Origin of the sequence: Streptomyces sp. NPDC012794 (assembly GCF_042901085.1) — a bacterium.
GTDB lineage: Bacteria > Actinomycetota > Actinomycetes > Streptomycetales > Streptomycetaceae > Streptomyces.
In genome coordinates this window covers 380124-399733 of record NZ_JBIBCI010000003.1, presented here as the reverse complement: position 1 = coordinate 399733, position 19610 = coordinate 380124, and the positions used below count along the sequence as shown (strand labels likewise).

14 protein-coding genes are annotated in these 19610 nt (G+C 73.6%); 8 read left to right on the top strand and 6 right to left on the bottom strand.

The genetic code is table 11. From position 1 onward, the window contains the following. Positions 1-13: 13 nt before the first annotated feature. Positions 14-1126, top strand: coding sequence for an alpha/beta hydrolase (locus ACFY7H_RS07915; protein ID WP_388934676.1), 1113 nt, complete (start codon positions 14-16; stop codon positions 1124-1126). Between the two features lie 14 nt (positions 1127-1140). On the opposite strand, the gene ACFY7H_RS07910 is transcribed toward ACFY7H_RS07915, so the two are convergent. Both ACFY7H_RS07910 and ACFY7H_RS07905 read right to left on the bottom strand, forming a co-directional pair. After that, positions 1141-2214, bottom strand: a complete 1074-nt coding sequence (locus ACFY7H_RS07910; protein WP_388934673.1) for an NlpC/P60 family protein — start codon at positions 2212-2214, stop codon at positions 1141-1143. A gap of 206 nt (positions 2215-2420) precedes the next feature. Next, a complete protein-coding gene (locus tag ACFY7H_RS07905) occupies positions 2421-2777 on the bottom strand; it encodes a hypothetical protein (RefSeq protein ID WP_388934670.1) in 357 nt (118 codons plus the stop codon). A gap of 85 nt (positions 2778-2862) precedes the next feature. On the opposite strand from ACFY7H_RS07905, the gene pcrA reads away from it, so the two are divergent. After that, positions 2863-5340: a DNA helicase PcrA gene (gene pcrA / locus ACFY7H_RS07900; protein ID WP_388934667.1), complete on the top strand. Its 2478-nt coding sequence runs from the start codon at positions 2863-2865 to the stop codon at positions 5338-5340. A gap of 63 nt (positions 5341-5403) precedes the next feature. Here the strand turns inward: pcrA and ACFY7H_RS07895 are convergent, their stop codons facing one another. Together ACFY7H_RS07895 and ACFY7H_RS07890 are read right to left on the bottom strand one after the other, a co-directional pair. Further along, positions 5404-6930: a M23 family metallopeptidase gene (locus ACFY7H_RS07895; protein ID WP_388934665.1), complete on the bottom strand. Its 1527-nt coding sequence runs from the start codon at positions 6928-6930 to the stop codon at positions 5404-5406. 250 nt (positions 6931-7180) lie between these two features. Continuing rightward, positions 7181-8014, bottom strand: coding sequence for an esterase/lipase family protein (locus ACFY7H_RS07890; RefSeq protein WP_388934661.1), 834 nt, complete (start codon positions 8012-8014; stop codon positions 7181-7183). Positions 8015-8224: 210 nt separating this feature from the next. Between ACFY7H_RS07890 and ACFY7H_RS07885 the strand changes: the two genes are divergently transcribed. After that, positions 8225-8629 (top strand): cobalamin B12-binding domain-containing protein, encoded by a 405-nt coding sequence (locus ACFY7H_RS07885; protein ID WP_388934659.1) that lies wholly within the window; start codon positions 8225-8227, stop codon positions 8627-8629. Positions 8630-8660: 31 nt separating this feature from the next. Here the strand turns inward: ACFY7H_RS07885 and ACFY7H_RS07880 are convergent, their stop codons facing one another. After that, positions 8661-10226: a DUF5691 domain-containing protein gene (locus ACFY7H_RS07880; RefSeq protein WP_388934656.1), complete on the bottom strand. Its 1566-nt coding sequence runs from the start codon at positions 10224-10226 to the stop codon at positions 8661-8663. A gap of 375 nt (positions 10227-10601) precedes the next feature. After that, the gene (locus tag ACFY7H_RS07875) at positions 10602-11939 is read right to left on the bottom strand and encodes an SWIM zinc finger family protein (RefSeq protein WP_388934653.1); all 1338 of its coding nucleotides are present in this window, start codon (positions 11937-11939) and stop codon (positions 10602-10604) included. A gap of 134 nt (positions 11940-12073) precedes the next feature. Here ACFY7H_RS07875 and ACFY7H_RS07870 point away from each other — a divergent pair, with 134 nt between their 5' ends. The 5 genes from ACFY7H_RS07870 (at position 12074) to sucD (ending at position 19452) form a co-directional block, all read left to right on the top strand. Continuing rightward, positions 12074-13180 carry an AAA family ATPase gene (locus ACFY7H_RS07870; protein WP_388934650.1) on the top strand — a complete coding sequence of 369 codons (1107 nt, stop codon included), beginning with the start codon at positions 12074-12076 and terminating at the stop codon, positions 13178-13180. Further along, entirely contained in the window at positions 13177-15441 is a 2265-nt protein-coding gene (locus ACFY7H_RS07865) for a DUF5682 family protein (RefSeq protein ID WP_388934647.1), read from the top strand. The genes ACFY7H_RS07870 and ACFY7H_RS07865 overlap by 4 nt, the downstream gene beginning before the upstream one ends. A 475-nt stretch (positions 15442-15916) precedes the next feature. After that, positions 15917-17074: a VWA domain-containing protein gene (locus ACFY7H_RS07860; protein ID WP_388934644.1), complete on the top strand. Its 1158-nt coding sequence runs from the start codon at positions 15917-15919 to the stop codon at positions 17072-17074. Between the two features lie 287 nt (positions 17075-17361). Beyond that, positions 17362-18540 carry an ADP-forming succinate--CoA ligase subunit beta gene (gene sucC, locus ACFY7H_RS07855; protein WP_388934641.1) on the top strand — a complete coding sequence of 393 codons (1179 nt, stop codon included), beginning with the start codon at positions 17362-17364 and terminating at the stop codon, positions 18538-18540. 21 nt (positions 18541-18561) lie between these two features. Next, positions 18562-19452: a succinate--CoA ligase subunit alpha gene (gene sucD, locus ACFY7H_RS07850; RefSeq protein WP_030710487.1), complete on the top strand. Its 891-nt coding sequence runs from the start codon at positions 18562-18564 to the stop codon at positions 19450-19452. Positions 19453-19610: the final 158 nt, after the last annotated feature.

The window sequence follows — 19610 nt, the reverse complement described above, 5'->3', positions numbered from 1 at the left end:
CTTGGGTGGCGTGATGAGCCTGACCGGGATCCCCCTCTTCGCGACGGCGGTCGCCCTGACCGTGACCGCCGTCGTCCTGCCGCTGGCCGTGTGGAGCAAGGTGCGCGGGCCCGCCGCCGTACGGGTCGCCACCCGCGCCGCGATGGTGGTCTTCGCGCAGGTCACCGCGGTCGCCCTGGTCTTCCTCGCACTCAACCGGGAGATGAACTTCTACGTCTCCTGGACCGACCTGATGGGCACCGGCAAGTACGTCCAGGCCGCCCCCGACCTGGGCCCGGACGGGCTCGGCGGGAAGAAGGCCGAGCAGGTCAGGCAGGAACCGAAGGTCCGCCAGGAGTTCGTGCCCGTCGAAGGCCTGGGCGGGCGGGTGAAGAAGACCGAGCTCGACGGCAAGGTCTCCGGCGTCAAGGGCGACGTGATGGTGTGGCTGCCGCCGCAGTACGACGACCCCGCCCACAAGGACCGCAAGTTCCCGGTCGTCGAGCTGATCCCGGGCATACCCGGCACGGGCAAGTCCTGGTTCCAGGGGCTCAAGGTGCACGAGGTGCTGGAGCCGCTGATGAAGGAGGGCAAGGTCCAGCCCTTCATCCTCGTCTCCCCGCGCGCCATGCTCCTGGGCAACGGCGACACCGGCTGCGCCAACATCCCGGGCAAGGTCAACGCCGACAGCTGGTTCAGCGTCGACGTCCGCAAGATGGTCACCGACAACTTCCGCGCCTCCGACGACCCCCGCACCTGGGGCGTCGCCGGCTACTCGGCCGGCGCGTACTGCGCCGCCAAGCTCGCCATCCTGCACCCCGACCGCTACAGCGCGGCCGTCTCCCTGTCCGGCTACAACGACCCCGGCCAGGAGCCCAGCTCGCTGGTGGCCAAGGACCCTGAGCTGCGCCGCACCCACAACCTGAAGGAGCTGCTCAAGACCCGGCCCGCGCCGCCGCCGGTCGCGCTGTGGATGTCGGGCGCCGAACACGACGGCTACCTGTCCGGCACCGACCTCAAGGCCCTCGCCCAGAACCCGACCACCGTGCACGCCGAGAAGATCACCGGCGGGCACAACCTGGAGGCGTGGTCCAAGCAGCTGCCGCAGACCTTCGGGTGGCTCAGCGGGCAGGTCAAGGCGCCGTAGGGCGCGCCGCGGGCCTAGGCGGGACGGGAGGCGCCGGCCCAGGGCATCGAGGAGACGGGCGCGAGCCTGACCGTGGAGCCCGGGCGCGGGGCGTGGATCATCTGGCCGTTGCCGACGTACATGCCGACGTGCGTCACCCCGGAGTAGAAGAAGACCAGGTCACCGGGGGCCAGCTGGTCCCGGGAGACCCGGCGGCCGGCGTTGATCTGGGTGTAGGTCGTGCGGGGCAGGGCCACCCCGGCCGCGCGCCACGCCGCCTGGGTCAGGCCCGAGCAGTCGAACGAGCCCGGTCCCGTCGCGCCCCAGACGTACGGCTTGCCGATCGCCCCGTACGCGAAGGCCACCGCGCGGGCGGCCCGCGTGCTCCCCGCGGCCACCGCCGGCAGCTGTCCCGGGGGCGGCGGGGTGTGGGCGCCGGGGCCGGCGGAGGCGCCCGCGGGGGCGGCGGTGCCCGACTGGGCCTCGTACGCCGCGCGCTCCTCGGCGGTGAGCCGGGCCAGGAGCTGCCGGGCGGTGGCGAGCTTGCCCTCGATGACGGCCTTCTGCTCGGCGAGCTCCCGCTGCCGGGCGCGCAGCTCCGCGAGCCGGCCGGCGGCCTTGCCGCGCAGCTCCCCGACCTCGTCGAGGCCGCGCTTGACGGCGGCCACCTCGGCGGCGGTCCGGTCGCCGGCCCGGGTCAGCAGGCCGGCCCGGTCCAGGTAGTCCTTCGGGTCGGAGGCCATGGCCAGCTGGAGGGCCGGGCCCAGGCCGCCGCTGCGGTACTGGGAGGCGGCGAGCGAGCCGAGCGCGCTGCGGGCGCTGTTCAGCCGGTCCGTCTTGCGGGCGGTCTCCTCGCGCAGGACGGTCAGCGCCCGTTCGGCCTCGTCGGACTTGGCCTTCGCCCCGTTGTAGTGCTCCGTCGCCGCCTCGGCCTCCCCGTAGAGCCGGTCGACCTCCGCCTTGACCTGGGCGGGGGCGGCCTGCGGGTCGGCGTGCGAGGTGCCTTCGAAGGCGGTGGCGGTGGCAGCGCCCGCGAGGGCGAGGGTGACGGCGGTCCGTGCGGTGCCGCCGGAGAACGGGCGCTGCCTGGGCTTTCGATGACTGGCCACGGGGGCCTCACGTCCTTCCACTGATCCCGTAGGTCTTGGGGGAGGACGCTAAGCCGGAGGTAACGGTCGGATGACGGAATGATCGGAACTGGCTCTGTCCGACCGGAACTGGCTCTGTCCGACCGGGACTGGCCGCGGCTGACCGGGACTGGCCGCGGTCGACTGGGACGGGCCTCGGTCGCCTGGGACGGGCCTCGGCCGACCGGTCAGTGCCAGAGGACGGCGATGAAGACGTTGGCGACGGTCAGGCCGCCGACCGTCGCGAAGACGCCCTTCTCCACATGCTCCTCGTCACGCTTGACGTAGACGAGGGCCAGCACCACGAACAGCACCGCCAGCTTCACGCCGATCTTGACGTGGTTGAGCGGGGCGCCGTCGCCCATCTCACGGAAGCCCACCAGCAGCACACCGGTGACGAGCATGGTCAGCGCGCCGTGCAGCATCGCGGGCACGAAGCGCGCCGTGCCGGAGCCCATCGCCTTCATCTGGGTCAGGAAGCCGCCCAGGAGCGAGGCGATGCCGATGATGTGCAGGCCGACGAAGATGTTGGTCAGAACGGTCATGCCGCGAGCGTACGGGGCGCCCGTTCGACCCGATTTCCCGGGGGCGGGACCGGCTGTCGGTCCCGCCCCCTAGACTCGGAAGGCGATGAGCAGCCTCTTTGACGACAGCTTCCTGGCCGACCTCACCCCCTCCGACGAGGTCCCGCCGCCGCCCGAGGAGCACGCCGAGCCGGAGCACGGCGCGGACGACCTCTTCGGGGGCGCCTTCGACGTGCCCATGAGCGGGGACGCGTACTACCGCGACGGCGCCCCGCGTCCCGTCATCGACCCGGCGACGCTCCTGGACGGGCTGAACGAGCAGCAGGCCGCCGCCGTGGTCCACGCGGGATCCCCGCTGCTCATCGTGGCCGGCGCCGGCTCCGGCAAGACGCGGGTGCTCACCCACCGCATCGGCCACCTGCTGTCCGCGCGGAACGTCCACCCCGGACAGATCCTGGCGATCACCTTCACCAACAAGGCCGCCGGCGAGATGAAGGAACGCGTCGAGAGCCTGGTCGGCCCCCGCGCGAACGCCATGTGGGTCTCCACCTTCCACAGCGCGTGCGTCCGCATCCTGCGCCGCGAGTCGAAGCGGCTCGGCTTCACCTCGTCGTTCTCGATCTACGACGCGGCCGACTCGAAGCGCCTGATGGCGCTCGTCTGCCGCGACCTGGACCTGGACCCGAAGAAGTTCCCGCCCAAGTCCTTCAACGCCAAGATCTCGAACCTGAAGAACGAGCTGATCGACGAGGACGCCTTCGCCGCCCAGGCCGCCGACGGCTTCGAGAAGACCCTCGCCCAGGCGTACGCGATGTACCAGGGGCGGCTGCGCGAGGCCAACGCGCTCGACTTCGACGACATCATCATGACGACCGTCCACCTCCTCCAGGCCTTCCCGGACGTCGCCGAGCACTACCGCCGCCGCTTCCGCCACGTCCTGGTCGACGAGTACCAGGACACCAACCACGCCCAGTACACGCTGGTGCGCGAGCTCGTAGGCCCCGGCTACCCGGACCTGGCGCCCGCCGAGCTGTGCGTGGTGGGTGACGCCGACCAGTCGATCTACGCCTTCCGCGGCGCGACGATCCGCAACATCCTCCAGTTCGAGGAGGACTACAAGGACGCGACGACGATCCTGCTGGAGCAGAACTACCGCTCCACCCAGACGATCCTGTCGGCCGCCAACGCGGTCATCGAGCGCAACGAGAACCGCCGCGCCAAGAACCTGTGGACCCAGGCCGGCACCGGCGCCGTGATCACCGGATACGTCGCGGACACCGAGCACGACGAGGCCCAGTTCGTCGCCGACGAGATCGACCGGCTGACGGACGCGGGCGACGCCAAGGCCGGCGACGTCGCGATCTTCTACCGGACGAACGCCCAGTCGCGCGTCTTCGAGGAGATCTTCATCCGCGTCGGGCTCCCGTACAAGGTCGTCGGCGGCGTCCGCTTCTACGAGCGCAAGGAGGTCCGGGACGTCCTGGCCTACCTGCGCGTCCTCGCGAACCCCGAGGACAACGTCCCGCTCCGCCGGATCCTGAACGTGCCCAAGCGCGGGATCGGCGAGCGCGCCGAGGCGATGATCGACGCCCTCGCGCAGCGCGAGAAGATCACCTTCCCGCAGGCGCTGCGGCGCGTCGACGAGGCCTTCGGGATGGCCGCCCGCTCCACCAACGCCATCAAGCGGTTCAACGTGCTGATGGAGGAGCTGCGTACGATCGTCGACTCCGGCGCCGGCCCCGCCGTGGTGCTGGAGGCGGTGCTGGAGCGCACCGGGTACCTCGCCGAGCTCCAGGCGTCGACCGACCCGCAGGACGAGACCCGGATCGAGAACCTCCAGGAGCTCGCGGCCGTGGCCCTGGAATTCGAGCAGGCCCGCGACGAGTCGAACCCCGGGACCCTGGCCGAGTTCCTGGAGCAGGTCGCGCTCGTCGCCGACTCCGACCAGATCCCGGACGAGGACGTCGACGGCACGGGCGTCATCACGCTGATGACCCTGCACACCGCCAAGGGCCTGGAGTTCCCCGTGGTTTTCCTGACCGGCATGGAGGACGGGGTCTTCCCGCACATGCGTGCGCTCGGCCAGACCAAGGAACTGGAGGAGGAGCGCCGCCTCGCCTACGTCGGCATCACCCGGGCCCGTGAACGGCTGTACCTGACCCGGTCCAGCATGCGCAGCGCGTGGGGGACCCCCTCGTACAACCCGCCGTCGCGGTTCCTCGAGGAGATCCCCGCCGAGTACCTCCAGTGGAAGCGCACGGGCGCCGCGCAGAAGCCGGCCGGTCCGATGCGCGGTTCCGGGTACGGCTCGTCGTCCCAGAAGGCCACGTTCGGGACCTCGCCCGAGGCGTTCCTGTCCTCGTCGCGCACGAAGTCCGGCCCCTCCGGCTTCGCCACGCGCCGGGCCGCCGACAAGCCGGTCGTCGCGCTGTCCGTCGGGGACCGGGTCACGCACGACCAGTTCGGACTGGGCACGGTCATGGAGGTCCGGGGCGCCGGCGCGGACGCGCAGGCAACCATCGACTTCGGGGACGCCAAGCCCAAGCGGCTGCTGCTGCGCTACGCGCCGGTGCAGAAGCTGTAGGGCTGGGGCCCGGCCGAAGGGCCCGGGGCCCGGCGGCGGGCCGGGCCTTCGGCTCAGCTGGGCTCAGCTCGGGTCGAGGCCGTGGCTGCGCAGCCACGCCAGGGGGTCCACCGCGGAGCCGCCACCGGGCCGAACCTCGAAGTGGAGGTGCGGGCCGGTGGAGTTGCCCGAGTTGCCGGAGTAGGCGATGACGTCGCCCGCCTTGACCTTGCCGGACCGGATCTTGGTGCTGCCGAGGTGGCAGTACCAGGTCTCGGTGCCGTCGGGGGAGGTGACTATGGCCATGTTGCCGTAGGCGCTGTTCCACTGGGTGCGCACGGTGCCGTCGGTGGCGGCCATGACCGGGGTGCCGTAGGAGACGGGGAAGTCGATGCCGGTGTGGACCGACATCCACATGCCGCCCGCCTGACCGAAGCTGGCGCTCAGACCGCGCTGGGCGACGGGCACCGAGAACTTGGGGCGGGCCGCTTCCTTGGCCGCGGCCTCCTCGGCCCGCTTCTTCTTCTCTTCTTCCTGGCGCTGCTTGAGGTCGATCCGCTCCTGGGTGCGGCTCGCGCGGTCCGCGAAGTCACCCGCGTCGGCGCTGAGCGCCGCCAGCTGCGTGTCGAGCTTGTTGTTCGCCTCGACCGGCTGCACCGAGTCGGGGGCGGCCATCGTGGTCGTCTCCTCGGCCGGCTTGTCGGTGCCGGTGAGCCCGCCGACGGAGGCGGCGGCCACACCCGCGACGCCCATCACGCAGGCGGAGGGAACGGCCACCGTCAGCAGGGCGGACCGTTTGGCCGGGCTGCGCCGGCGGCTGCCCGCGGCGGCGCTTCCGCTGCCCTTGGCCGCGTTGTTCCGGCCCGCGCCGCCCTTGCCGGTGGCCCTGCGGCCGGCCCGGGACCCGGCGGCGGGCGGGGTGACGGGCATCGCCTGGGTGGGCATGTCGTGCACGACGAGGCCCTCGGGGGTGTCGGCGCCGTCCTCGACGGCGTCTGCGTCTGCGTCGACAGCGGCCACGGGCTCGAAGACGGAGGTCTCGTCATCGGCGTACGGATCCGCGTACGGATCGGCGGCGGCGTCCGCGGAGCCGGCCGTTCCGTGGGCCTCCGTGAAGGCGGGGACGACGGTCGTGGCCTCGTAACCGGAGACCGCGGTCCCGTCGGCGGCGCCGCCGTTCCATGCGGTGGCGTCGTAGGTGCCGGTGTCCTGCCCGTACCCGGGGTGGGTCCAGTGCCCGGTCTGCCCGGCGTCCGTGGCGTCGTAGCCGAAGGCGGTGGGCTGGTACTCGGCGGTCGCGGTGTTCCAGGCGCTCGCGTCGTACTGGCCCGTGGTGTCCTCGTGGCCGGCCTGGGCCGGAACGCTGGAAAGGTAACTCTCCGGAGCGGTCCAGGCGGTGGAGTCGTAGGCGCCGGTGTCGGCCGCGGAGTGGTACGCCGCGTAGCCGTCGTGCGTTCCGTAACTGCCCTGAGGGGGGTAGTCGGTGACGTACTGGTAGCCCTGGCCCTGCGTTTCATAGGGCGCGTAGGCTTGGTCACCAGCGAAAGTGGTGGTGGAAAGGCCGTCGTACCCCAAATCGGGGTACTGGCCCGACGTCGGGCGGTCGTTCACCAACTTCTCTTTCGCCTCGGCAGTGGGGCCTGGGTGGCCGGGGAACTCAAGGTTCACCGGAGGAGAGCAGTGGCGTGACTGTACCCGGCGGTTACTCGCCTCGACAATCTTCCGAGTGTTTCGTCCTCAGCGGAACCGGGCATTCGGCCGTCTTTCGGTCGCCGAAAGACCGAGCCTTGGCCTTGAGTTCGAAATTCGTTCGACTGAGAGTCGAGTGATGTTGTACGGGCGCCAGGGTGTGGGCGTGGCGTCAGCCGGCCTGGCTGCGGCCCTCGGGTTCCGTGGCGGGAGGGGCTTCCGGTGGGCGGGGTGCGGTGTCGGCGGCGCGGAGGGGGCCGTCGAGGTCGCGCCGGACCGCGGTGATGACGGCGGGGTGGACCGAGAGGGCGAGGTGTCCGATGCCGGTGACCTGTACGTTCGTCGCGTCCAGGTCCGGGTGCTCGATCCGTGCCGTCCCGGTCGGCACCATCAGGGCGTCGAACTCGCTCCAGTACGCCCTGAACCGGGTCCGGCAGCCGGGCGCGGGCGCGCGCAGCTCGGCCATCACCTCGGAGTCCGGGCGCATCTGGCGGACCAGGGGGTGCGCGTCCATGAAGGGGGCGATCCGGGTGCCGCCGTGCGGGGTGCCCAGGGTGACCAGCGTCCGCACGCGCGCGTCGCCGCCGAGCCGCTGGACGTAGTACCGCGCGACCAGCCCGCCGAGACTGTGCCCGATGAGGTCCACCCGCTCCTGGCCGCTGCGCTCGCACAGTTCCTCGACGCGCCGGGCGAGGTGGCGGGCGGTCACGCGCAGGTCGCGGCTGAAGGGGGAGTGGTTGTACGTCTCCACGCGCCGCCGGCCGCCCGCGCCGAGGGCGCGGCGCAGCAGGACGAAGACCGAGCGGTTGTCGGTGAAGCCGTGCAGGAGCAGCACGGGCGGCGGCTGCCCGGCGGCCCCGGCCGCGGGCGCGGCGGACGGTCGTTCCTCCCGTATCCCGGTGGGGTAGAGGAGGAGGTGCCCGGCGAGGACCGCCGCCTCGAGGACCGCCGCGCGCAGGGCGGCGCCCGTGCGCGGCACGGGCAGCGGTGCGATCGTCAGCCCCATGGACGGCCTCCCCCTGGACCCTGTGGGTGCGGGGCCGTACTGCCGGCGCGGCCCCGCCACCGTGCCGTGCGGCTGTCGGCGCGGTGGCGGAGCGGCGGGGCGGTGGTGAATCAACGGCGTCCCACGTGTGATTTCCCCCTCCCCGTTGACCGCGAAACGGCGCCGTGCGCAATGCTGTACTTAACGTTCGTTCACTCGGGAGGCAGTGCGATGGGTGTGACCGGTCCGATCCGTGTGGTGGTGGCCAAGCCGGGTCTCGACGGCCACGACCGCGGCGCCAAGGTGATCGCGCGGGCGCTGCGCGACGCCGGTATGGAAGTCATCTACACAGGCCTCCACCAGACCCCCGAGCAGATCGTGGACACCGCGATCCAGGAGGACGCGGACGCCATCGGCCTCTCCATCCTCTCCGGGGCGCACAACACGCTCTTCGCGCGCGTCATCGAACTCCTCAAGGAGCGCGACGCCGAGGACATCAAGGTCTTCGGCGGCGGCATCATCCCGGAGGACGACATCGCCCCGCTCAAGGCCAAGGGCGTCGCCGAGATCTTCACCCCCGGCGCCACCACCACCTCCATCGTGGACTGGGTCAACGCCCACGTCCGCCAGGCCTGACGTCCCTTCCGGCCGGCCCCGCCGCCCGAGGTCAGGCGGCCGGGGCCAGTTCGGCGAGCATGCAGGCCCGCATGCGGAGGGTGGCCACGAGGCGCTGGAAGGCCTCGGCCCAGTAGGCGGCCGCTCCCGGTGAGCCCTCCGGCGGGTGCTCAGCGGTGGCCGTCATGGCCTCCAGGCGGTCCGCCTCCGCGGGATCCAGGCAGCGCTCCGCCAGACCCATCACCCCGCTGAAGCTCCACGGGTAACTGCCCGCCTCGCGCGCCGCGTCCAGGGCGTCCACCACCGCCCGGCCCAGCGTCCCCGCCCAGGGGACCAGGCAGACGCCGAGCAGCTGGAAGGCCTCCGGCAGCCCGTGGGCGCGTATGAACTCCGCGACCCACTCGGCCCGCTCCGCTTCGGTCAGCGTCTCCAGCAGCTTCGCCCGCTCCGCGAGCGACGCCGTGCCCGGGCCCGCCGCGGGCGGCGCGGACGGCGACCCGAGCAGCGCCTTCGACCACTGCGGGTCGCGCTGGCGCACCGCCGCCCGGCACCAGGCCGCGTGGATCTCCTCCGCCCAGCCCTCCGCCACCGGCAGCGCGACGATCTCCGCCGGACCGAGGCCACCGAAGCGGTCCCGCCAGCAGGACAGCGGGGCCGACTCCACCAACTGGCCCAGCCACCACGCCCGCTCCCCGCGCCCGGCCGGGGGCTGTTTCACCACCCCGTCGCGCAGCATCCCCGCGTCGCACTCCGCCGGCGGTACCACCCCCTCCGGGCCGACGCAGGCCAGCGCCCGCTCCGCCATCCGCCCGGCCAGGGCCGAGCCGGGCAGCGCGGACAGCAGTTCGGCGGCGGTCGCCCGGACATTGCGGCTGCGGTCACCCAGGGCCGCCTCCAGGAACGGCTCGTCCTCCCCGGACAGCCCGGACCGCAGGGAGTCGAGGAACATCAGCCGGTCCTCGGCGCGCTCCGTGGCCCAGGTCGTGGCCAGCAGCCGGGGCGCGGCCGCCGGATCGTGGGCCCGGACGGCGCCGAGCAGGGCGACCCGCTCGGCGAACAGCCCCTCCTCCCAGAGCCGGGTCACCGCCTCTGCGTCCGCCGGGTCGGGCAGTTCCCCGGCACCCCCGGGCGCCCCGCGCAGGGCGAACCGCCACTCGGGATTCAGCCGGGCCAGCCACAGCCCCCGCGCCCCGGCCAGGGCCAGCGCCTGCGGGCGCAGGTCGGTCCGGGCGCGGGCCGCGTCCAGCAGGGCCGGCAGCTGGGCCGACGGCGCCCGGTATCCGTGCCGGGCTGCGGCGGACAGCCACTGCGGGAGCAGTTCCGTCAGATCCGGGGCGGCCCCGCGCCGCCCGCCGCCACTGCCCGCCGCGGTCCGGCCCGCCAGCAGCTGCGCGAGCCGCCGCCGGGCGGCCTCCGGGGGTGCCGGGCGCGGATCGTCCGCCGCGGCCGGGGGCCGCCGGGCCGCCTCGGCGGGCCGCAGCCCGGCGCGGCGGCGCAGCGTCTGCACGGCCGCCGCGTCGAGCAGCGCCCGCGGTGAGCCGCCACGCCGCTCGGTACCCAGCAGCGCGGCGGTGACCAGCTCCTCCCAGTCCCGGTACCCCTCGTCACCCTTGCCCATCGGACCCCTCCCTCGTCACTCGTGCCCCCGTCCCGCTCACCGGCCGCGGCGCCGCTCGTGTGCCGCCGTCCGCCAGTCGCCGGCGTCCGCCGCCGGTCTCTCGTCGCCGGTGTCTCGTTGTCGGTCGTCGGTCGTCGGTCGTGCCGGCCGGTGGCCCGGTCCCGCCCCTCCACGGGACCGGGCCACCGGTACCCGGCACGACCCTGTTCAGCTGGCGTGGTTGTCGTTCATGGCAAGCCCCCCGGCTCCTCGTCCGTTTCACGCGCCGACGCCCCCGCGACGGCCCGTCCCTCCCCGTGGCACCCCCTCAGACGGCATACGGGCCCCCAGGCCCCCTGCGATTTCGTTTGGTTCCGTTCCGGCTCCGGCTCCGGCTCAGGTCAGCGGCACCGGCTCGGACGAGCCGGGCTGCCAGGCCGTCAGCGGGCTGAAGCCGCGGTGGCCGCACTCCCCGAAGACCGTGACGGGTCCGCCGCCCGAGAGGGCGGCCAGCTGCCACAGCCCGGACCGCGAGCGGCCTCGCGCGAGTGCCACCGGCAGTGCGGACGTCCCCTGCGCGTCCGCCACCTGCCAGGCGGCCTCGCCCCCTTCTCCCGGTATCGGGATCACGGGGCCGAGGACCACCGGCCACGACTCCAGCCACGGGTCCTCCCGCAGCGCGGCTCCGTAGGCCTCGAGGGCCTCGCCGGTGCTCACCCCGGGCGGAGTACGGGCGGCCGGCACCGCGGCCGCGGTACCGTCCCCCAGCTCCGCCCGCAGCCCCGCCGACCCGGGCCGGAAGCGGGCTTCCGCCTCCAGCACCAGTCCGACGGGCAGGGCCAGCCCCGGCGGCCGGCCGGGCGGACCGAAGTCCAGGACCAGCGCCGGGCGCCCGCTGTCCAGCCCGCGCAGCCATATCCGGCGGGTGGTGAGCCGGCCGTCCGGGGACACCGAGTCGTACTGGGCCAGTACGAGCCAGCGGTCCCGGACGGTCTCACCCTCCGCCGGAGACGGCAGCCCCACCCGGCTCCGGACGGTCGCGGCCAGCGGCTCCGGCAGCCCGGACACCCCCAGCCAGGCCCTGTCCAGCAGGTGCAGCAGCGCGAACTCCTCAAGCATCCGGGCGGGCCAGCCGGGGCCGCAACCGGGTATTGCCCCCAACTCCCTTACCCGCGCCGCAAGTCCGGGGGCCTGGGCGTCGACCATCCGGGCCGCGGTCTCCTCCCAGGGGGCGTAGCCGGCCTGCTGCTGTCCGGCGATCCCGCCGCGCAGCAGGTCCGCCAGCCGCTGTTCCAGCTCGGTGACGCCCGCGCCGATCCGCTCGGCCCGGCGCTTCGCCCGCTTGCGGGCCGCCTCCGGATCCACCGGACCGGCGGCCGGGCGCGCCGCCTTCGCCGCCCGCCCGGCGAGCCATTCCCCCGCCCAGTCCGGGGCCTCGGCCGGATCGCCGAACCCCTCCGCCGACCAGAGCAGGAGCAGCCCCAGCGCGTGCTTGCAGGGGAACTTCCGGCTCGGGCAGGAGCACGTGTACGCCGGGCCCGTCAGGTCGACGACCGTCCGGTACGGCGTGCTGCCGCTGCCCTTGCACAACCCCCACACCGCACCGGAAGCGGAACCTCCGGTCTGTGACCACGGACCCGCCCCTCCCAGCCTGCCCCCCGCCTTGCGCGACGCCTCGTCAGGAGCCAGAGCCAGTACCTGTTCCGCCGTCCAGCGGACCCCCTGCTCAGTCATGGGAACAACCGTAGAGACCCCCACTGACAATCGCTCTGACCTGCAACGACGTCCGGAACAAGGGGCGTTGTCAGTGGCATGGTGCACGGTGGATCCAGCAGTCGGGAGCGGCTGCCGAGCATTGGAGGGGGACCATGACCACGCCCGGGAACGGCACCGGTACCGAAGCGCTGCGACCGCACGCCGAAGACGCCTTCGCGCACGAACTGAAAGCCCTCGCGGCCCACGACGACCGGCCCCGCCCGGCCCGCTGGAAGCTCTCCCCGTGGGCCGTGGCCACCTACCTCCAGGGCGGCACGCTCGCCGACGGCACGGTCATCACGCCCAAGTACGTGGGTCCGCGCCGGATCGTCGAGGTCGCCGTCACCACGCTCGCCACCGACCGCGCCCTGCTGCTGCTCGGCGTCCCGGGAACCGCCAAGACCTGGGTGTCCGAGCACCTCGCCGCCGCCGTCAGCGGAGACTCCACCCTCCTCGTCCAGGGCACCGCCGGCACCCCCGAGGAAGCCATCCGCTACGGCTGGAACTACGCCCGCCTCCTCGCCCACGGCCCCAGCCGCGAAGCTCTCGTCCCCAGCCCCGTCATGCGGGCCATGGCCGAGGGCATGACCGCCCGCGTCGAGGAGCTCACCCGCATCCCGGCCGACGTGCAGGACACCCTCATCACCGTCCTGTCCGAGAAGACGCTCCCGATACCGGAGCTCGGCGAGGAGGTCCAGGCCGTACGCGGCTTCAACCTCATCGCCACCGCCAACGACCGCGACCGCGGGGTCAACGAGCTCTCCAGCGCGCTGCGCCGCCGCTTCAACACCGTGGTCCTGCCGCTGCCCGCCACCGCCGACGCCGAGGTCGACATCGTCGCCCGCCGCGTCGACCAGATGGGCCGCGCCCTGGACCTGCCCGCCGCCCCCGAGGGGCTGGAGGAGATCCGCCGGGTCGTCACCGTCTTCCGGGAATTGCGCGAGGGCGTCACCGGCGACGGCCGCACCAAGGTGAAGTCGCCCAGCGGCACCCTGTCCACCGCGGAGGCCATCTCCGTGGTCACCGGCGGACTGGCCCTGGCCGCGCACTTCGGGGACGGCGTCCTGCGCCCCTCCGACGTCGCCGCCGGGATCCTCGGCGCCGTCGTCCGCGATCCGGCCGCCGACCGCGTCGTATGGCAGGAGTACCTCGAGGCGGTCGTCCGCGAGCGGGACGGCTGGAAGGACTTCTACCGGGCCTGCCGGGAGGTGACGGCATGAGCCCCGGGGCCGGGGGACCGCTGCTGCTGGGGGTCCGCCACCACGGGCCCGGATCGGCCAGGGCGGTGCGGGCCGCGCTGGACCGTGTGCGGCCGCGGGCCGTGCTGATCGAGGGGCCGCCCGAGGGGGACGCGCTGCTCGCGCTGGCGGCCGAGCCCGGGATGCGCCCGCCCGTCGCCCTCCTCGCGCACGCGGCGGACGACCCCGCCAGGGCCGCGTTCTGGCCGCTTGCGGCCTTCTCCCCGGAGTGGGTCGCCATCCGCTGGGCCCAGGCCCGGGACGTGCCGGTGCGCTTCATCGACCTGCCGGCCGCCCACGCGCTGGCCGCACCCGCCGAAGAGGAGGAGCCGGACGCCGGCGGCCCGGGCGCCCTGCGGGTGGACCCGCTCGCCGTGCTCGCGGAGACCGCCGGATACGAGGACCCCGAGGACTGGTGGGAGGACGTGGTCGAGCACCGGGGCACGGGCGGCGTGCGGGATCCGCTGGCCGCCTTCGAGGCCCTGGGGGAGGCGATGGCCGCCCTGCGCGAGACCTACGGGGACGGCGGCCGCCCCCGCGACCTGGTCCGCGAGGCGTACATGCGGCAGCGGATGCGGGCGGCCCGCAGGGAGTTCGGCGACGACCACGCCGTGGTGTGCGGCGCCTGGCACGTCCCGGCGCTGCGCGCGAGGACCACGGTGGCGGCGGACAGGGCGCTGCTCGCCGGGCTGCCCAAGGTCAAGGTGGAGACCACCTGGGTGCCCTGGACCCACCGCAGGCTCGCCCGGGCCGGCGGGTACGGGGCGGGCATCACCTCGCCCGGCTGGTACGCGCACCTGTTCGCGGCCCCGGACCGGCCCGTCGAGCGCTGGCTGACCAAGGTCGCCGGGCTGCTGCGGGAGGAGGACCGGCAGGTCTCCCCGGCCCACGTGATCGAGGCGGTCCGGCTGGCCGGGACGCTGGCCGCCCTGCGGGGCCGCCCGCTGCCCGGGCTCGCGGAGACCCTGGAAGCGGTCCGGGCCGTGATGTGCGACGGATCCGGGATACCGCTCGCGCTGGTCGAGGACCGGCTGGTGATCGGGGACGTGCTCGGCGAGGTCCCGGACGCGGCGCCCGTCGTACCGCTCCAGCGGGACCTCACCCGACGGCAGCGCTCGCTGCGGCTCAAGGCCGAGGCGCGGCGGCGGGACCTGGAGCTGGACCTGCGCAAGGACTCCGACGCGGCCAAGTCCCTGCTGCTGCACCGGCTGCGGCTGCTCGGGATCGACTGGGGCGTACCGACCGCCACCCGGAGCGGGACCGGCACCTTCCGGGAGACCTGGCGGCTGTGCTGGGAGCCCGAGCTGTCGGTGCGGGTCGCCGAGGCCGGCATCTGGGGCACCACCGTCCTGGGGGCGGCCACCGCGAAGGCGGAGGCCGACGCGGCGGCCGCCGGGGAGCTGGGAGAGGTCACGGCGCTGGCCGAGCGCTGCCTGCTGGCCGGGCTGTCGCAGGCGCTGCCCGCCGTGCTGCGGGCGCTCGCCGACCGGGCCGCGCTGGACACGGACGTGGCCGGGCTCGCCAGGGCGCTGCCCGCACTGGCCCGTTCGCTGAGGTACGGGGACGTGCGGGGCACGGACGCGGCGGCGCTCGGCACGGTCGCGGCCGGGCTGGCGGAGCGGATCTGCGTGGCCCTGCCGCCGGCCTGCACGGCCGGGCTCGACGCCGACGGGGCGGCGGAGCTGCGGGGCCATGTCGACGGGGTGCACGGGGCGGTCGGCCTGCTGGCCGACACGGACCCGGGGCTGCGGGAGCGCTGGTCGGCGGTCCTGCGGGCGCTGGCCGGGCGGGAGAGCGTGCCCGGGGGGATACGCGGGCGGGCCGCGCGGCTGCTGCTGGACGACGGCCGGCTCCCGGCCGGGGAGGCGGCGCGGCTGATGGGGCTCGCCCTGTCCCCGGCGGCCTCCCCGGCCGACGCGGCGGGCTGGATCGAGGGCTTCGCCGGGGGCCCCGGCGGCGGGACGCTGCTGGTCCACGACGAGCGGCTGCTGGGCCTGATCGACGCCTGGCTGGTGTCGGTGCCGGAGGGCGCCTTCGTCGACGTACTGCCACTGCTGCGGCGCACGTTCGGGGCGTACGAGGCGGGGGTGAAGCGGACCCTCGGCGAGCTGGCCCGGCGCGCCCCCGGTGCCCGAGCGGCGTCCGCCGCCGGAGCCGCCCCGGCGGGCTTCGCCCCGGAGCTGGACCCGGCCCGCGCGGACGCGGTCGTGGATCTGGCCCGGCTGCTCCTGGGGGTGGCCTAGGCACTCTTGCCCCGGCCGGGCGGCCGGGGGTGCCTGCCACTGCCACTGCCACTGCCACTGCCGCTGCCCTGGCCCGGCGGGGTGCGGGGGCGGTGTGGGGCGGGGCGGGTGCGGTGCCGGGGTGGGGTGTCGTCCGGGGCGGACTTCGATGTCCGGCGCCTGTTCGGGATCCGGTTTGCGGGTGGTGGCGGGCGCCGAATCCATCTCGCTTCAGCCCCGGACGACACCCCACCCCGTCCGCTCACGTCGCTGTCCGACTGACCCACGTGCGGCCGCAGGCAGATGATCCGGGTCGCCGAATTCGGCCCCGCCGGCGTTTGAGGCGCGGGGTCCGGGGCGGAGCCCCAGGAGGGTCCGGGCGGAGGAGCCCAGGGAACGGTGGAAGGGCGGGTGGGACGCCACCGCGCAGCGGCAGATCCGGGCGCGGGGCGAGGGGGCGTGGGCCCCTGGAGGAACGAGTCGAGGGGATGGACGGATGACGGAGACGGGTGGTCTGGAAACCGCCGGAGGCGAGCGGCTGCGGCGGTGGCGGCTGGTGCTGGGCGGCGAGGGCGACGGGACGGGCCGTGCGCTGAGCGGGCGGGACGCGGCGATGGACGGGGCGCTCGCGGCGCTCTACGGCGGGGGCGTCGGGGGCCGGGCGCAGGGGGAGCGGTCCGCCGGTCTCGGGGCGTCCGCCCCGCGCGTGGCGCGCTGGCTCGGGGACATCCGTACGTACTTCCCCAGCCCGGTGGTCCAGGTCATGCAGCGGGACGCCATCGAACGGCTCGGCCTGTCCGCGCTCCTGCTGGAGCCGGAGATGCTGGAGGCGGTCGAACCGGACGTCCACCTGGTCGGCACCCTGCTGTCGCTGCACAAGGCCATGCCCGACACCACCAGGGAGACGGCGCGGGCCGTGGTCCGCACGGTGGTCGAGCAGCTGGAGAAGCGGCTCGCGGCCCGTACGCGGGCCACGCTGACGGGCGCACTGGACCGTTCGGCGCGGATCAGCCGCCCCCGCCACCACGACATCGACTGGGACCGGACCATCCGGGCCAACCTCAAGAACTACCTCCCGGAGCACCGGACCGTCGTCCCAGAGCGGCTCGTCGGCTACGGCCGGGCCTCCCGGTCGGTGAAGAAGGAGGTGGTCCTGTGCATCGACCAGTCGGGCTCGATGGCCGCCTCGGTCGTCCACGCCTCCGTCTTCGGGGCGGTCCTCGCCTCCATGCGCTCCATCGCCACCCGGCTCGTCGTCTTCGACACGGCGGTGGCCGACCTGACCGACCGGCTCGACGACCCGGTCGACGTCCTGTTCGGCACCCAGCTGGGCGGCGGCACCGACATCAACCGTGCCCTCGCCTACTGCCAGTCCAAGATCACTCGACCGGCGGACACGGTCGTCGTCCTGATCAGCGATCTCTACGAGGGCGGCATCCGGGACGAGATGCTCAAGCGGGTGGCCGCGATGAAGGGGGCGGGCGTGGAGTTCGTGGCCCTGCTGGCCCTGTCCGACGAGGGCGCTCCCGCCTACGACCGCGAGCACGCGGCGGCCCTGGCCGCGCTGGGTGCGCCCACCTTCGCCTGCACCCCCGACCTGTTCCCGGAGGTGATGGCCGCCGCCCTGGAGAAGCGCCCCCTGCCGGTGCCCTGACGGGTCCGCCGGAGCACGCCGGACCGCCGCGGTACATCGGCGGATCACACGAAGGCGCAGCTCAACTGTGAGGCGATCTGTGACAGGTATCACCGCTCAGGTGTGATCTGCGATTTAGGGACCCACGTCCCACGGGGATAACCTGCGAGACGGACATGCCGCGTCCACGGTCACCGTGTGCGCCTTCCTAGTGACAGCGCCGTCACGTTGCCCTCCGCGGCACGCCCACGCAGATAGCAGACAAACCGCGAATCACTGCGAATCTTTAAGACAAGGGACGGACGCGCGTGGACCTGTTCGAGTACCAGGCGAGGGACCTCTTCGCCAAGCACGGTGTACCGGTGCTGGCCGGTGAAGTCATCGACACGCCTGAGGCGGCTCGCGAGGCCACCGAGAAGCTGGGCGGCAAGTCGGTCGTCAAGGCCCAGGTTAAGGTCGGCGGCCGCGGCAAGGCCGGTGGCGTGAAGCTCGCCGCCACCCCGGACGAGGCCGTCGCCCGCGCGACGGACATCCTCGGCATGGACATCAAGGGCCACACGGTCCACAAGGTGATGATCGCCGAGACCGCGCCGGAGATCCTCGAGGAGTACTACGTCTCGTACCTCCTCGACCGCACCAACCGCACCTTCCTGGCCATGGCCTCGGTCGCGGGCGGCATGGACATCGAGCAGGTCGCCGAGGAGACCCCGGAGAAGCTCGCCAAGGTCCCGGTGAACGCCAACGAGGGCGTGACCATCGAGAAGGCCCGCGAGATCGTCGCCCTGGCGAAGTTCCCGGCCGAGGTCGCCGAGCAGGTCGCCGAGGTCCTCGTGACCCTGTGGCAGACCTTCATCGCCGAGGACGCGCTCCTCGTCGAGGTCAACCCGCTCGCGAAGGTCGCCTCCGGTGACGTCATCGCGCTCGACGGCAAGGTCTCGCTCGACGAGAACGCCGAGTTCCGCCAGCCGGGCCACGAGGAGTTCGTGGACCACGCCGCCGCGAACCCGCTCGAGGCCGCCGCCAAGGAGAAGGGCCTCAACTACGTCAAGCTCGACGGCGAGGTCGGCATCATCGGCAACGGCGCGGGTCTCGTCATGAGCACCCTGGACGTCGTCGCGTACGCCGGTGAGAACCACGGTGGCGTCAAGCCCGCCAACTTCCTCGACATCGGCGGTGGCGCCTCCGCCGCCGTCATGGCCAACGGCCTCGAGATCATCCTCGGCGACCCGGACGTCAAGTCCGTGTTCGTCAACGTCTTCGGTGGCATCACCGCGTGTGACGAGGTCGCCAACGGCATCGTCCAGGCGCTGCAGCTGCTCGAGGACCGGGGCGAGGCGGTCACCAAGCCGCTGGTCGTCCGCCTCGACGGCAACAACGCCGAGCTGGGTCGCAAGATCCTCTCGGACGCCAACCACCCGCTGGTGCAGCGCGTGGACACCATGGACGGCGCGGCCGACAAGGCCGCCGAGCTCGCGGCTGCGAAGTAAGGGCAGAGGTCACAGACTCACATGGCTATCTTCCTCAACAAGGACAGCAAGGTCATCGTCCAGGGCATGACCGGTGCCACGGGCATGAAGCACACCAAGCTGATGCTGGCTGACGGCACCAACATCGTCGGCGGCGTGAACCCGCGCAAGGCCGGCACGACCGTCGACTTCGACGGCACCGAGGTCCCGGTCTTCGGCTCCGTCGCCGAGGCGATGGAGAAGACGGGCGCCAACGTCTCCGTCCTCTTCGTCCCGCCGGCCTTCGCCAAGGCCGCGGTCGTCGAGGCCATCGACGCCGAGATCCCGCTGGCCGTCGTCATCACCGAGGGCATCGCGGTGCACGACTCCGCCGCCTTCTGGGCGTACGCGACCGCCAAGGGCAACAAGACCCGCATCATCGGTCCGAACTGCCCGGGTCTGATCACCCCCGGCCAGTCCAACGCCGGCATCATCCCGGGCGACATCACCAAGCCCGGCAAGATCGGTCTCGTGTCCAAGTCCGGCACGCTGACCTACCAGATGATGTACGAGCTGCGCGACATCGGCTTCACCTCCGCCGTCGGCATCGGTGGCGACCCAGTCATCGGCACCACGCACATCGACGCCCTGGAGGCCTTCGAGGCCGACCCGGAGACCGAGCTCATCGTCATGATCGGCGAGATCGGCGGCGACGCCGAGGAGCGTGCGGCGGACTTCATCGCGAAGAACGTCACCAAGCCGGTCGTCGGCTACGTCGCGGGCTTCACCGCCCCCGAGGGCAAGACCATGGGCCACGCCGGCGCCATCGTCTCCGGCTCCTCCGGCACCGCGCAGGCCAAGAAGGAGGCCCTCGAGGCCGCCGGCGTCAAGGTCGGCAAGACGCCGACCGAGACCGCCAAGCTGGCGCGCGAGATCCTGAACGCCGCCCAGTAGGCAGCAGCTGTACGGACGTACGGGCGTGGGCCCCCCCCCCGGGGGGGGGGGGCCCCCCCCGCCCGGCGGGGGGGGGGGGGGGCGCCCCGGGGGGGGCGGCGGCCCGGGGGGCCCCCCCCAGGGGGCTGCCGGCCCCGCCCCGGGCCCGGGGCCCCCGG

Coding starts and splice junctions, on each gene's coding strand:
- ACFY7H_RS07915 (WP_388934676.1), top strand. CDS start 14: ATGAGCCTGACCGGGATCCCCCTCTTCGCGACGGCGGTCGCCCTGACC.
- ACFY7H_RS07905 (WP_388934670.1), bottom strand. CDS start 2,777: ATGACCGTTCTGACCAACATCTTCGTCGGCCTGCACATCATCGGCATC.
- pcrA (WP_388934667.1), top strand. CDS start 2,863: ATGAGCAGCCTCTTTGACGACAGCTTCCTGGCCGACCTCACCCCCTCC.
- ACFY7H_RS07890 (WP_388934661.1), bottom strand. CDS start 8,014: ATGGGGCTGACGATCGCACCGCTGCCCGTGCCGCGCACGGGCGCCGCC.
- ACFY7H_RS07885 (WP_388934659.1), top strand. CDS start 8,225: ATGGGTGTGACCGGTCCGATCCGTGTGGTGGTGGCCAAGCCGGGTCTC.
- ACFY7H_RS07880 (WP_388934656.1), bottom strand. CDS start 10,226: ATGGGCAAGGGTGACGAGGGGTACCGGGACTGGGAGGAGCTGGTCACC.
- ACFY7H_RS07875 (WP_388934653.1), bottom strand. CDS start 11,939: ATGACTGAGCAGGGGGTCCGCTGGACGGCGGAACAGGTACTGGCTCTG.
- ACFY7H_RS07870 (WP_388934650.1), top strand. CDS start 12,074: ATGACCACGCCCGGGAACGGCACCGGTACCGAAGCGCTGCGACCGCAC.
- ACFY7H_RS07865 (WP_388934647.1), top strand. CDS start 13,177: ATGAGCCCCGGGGCCGGGGGACCGCTGCTGCTGGGGGTCCGCCACCAC.
- ACFY7H_RS07860 (WP_388934644.1), top strand. CDS start 15,917: ATGACGGAGACGGGTGGTCTGGAAACCGCCGGAGGCGAGCGGCTGCGG.
- sucD (WP_030710487.1), top strand. CDS start 18,562: ATGGCTATCTTCCTCAACAAGGACAGCAAGGTCATCGTCCAGGGCATG.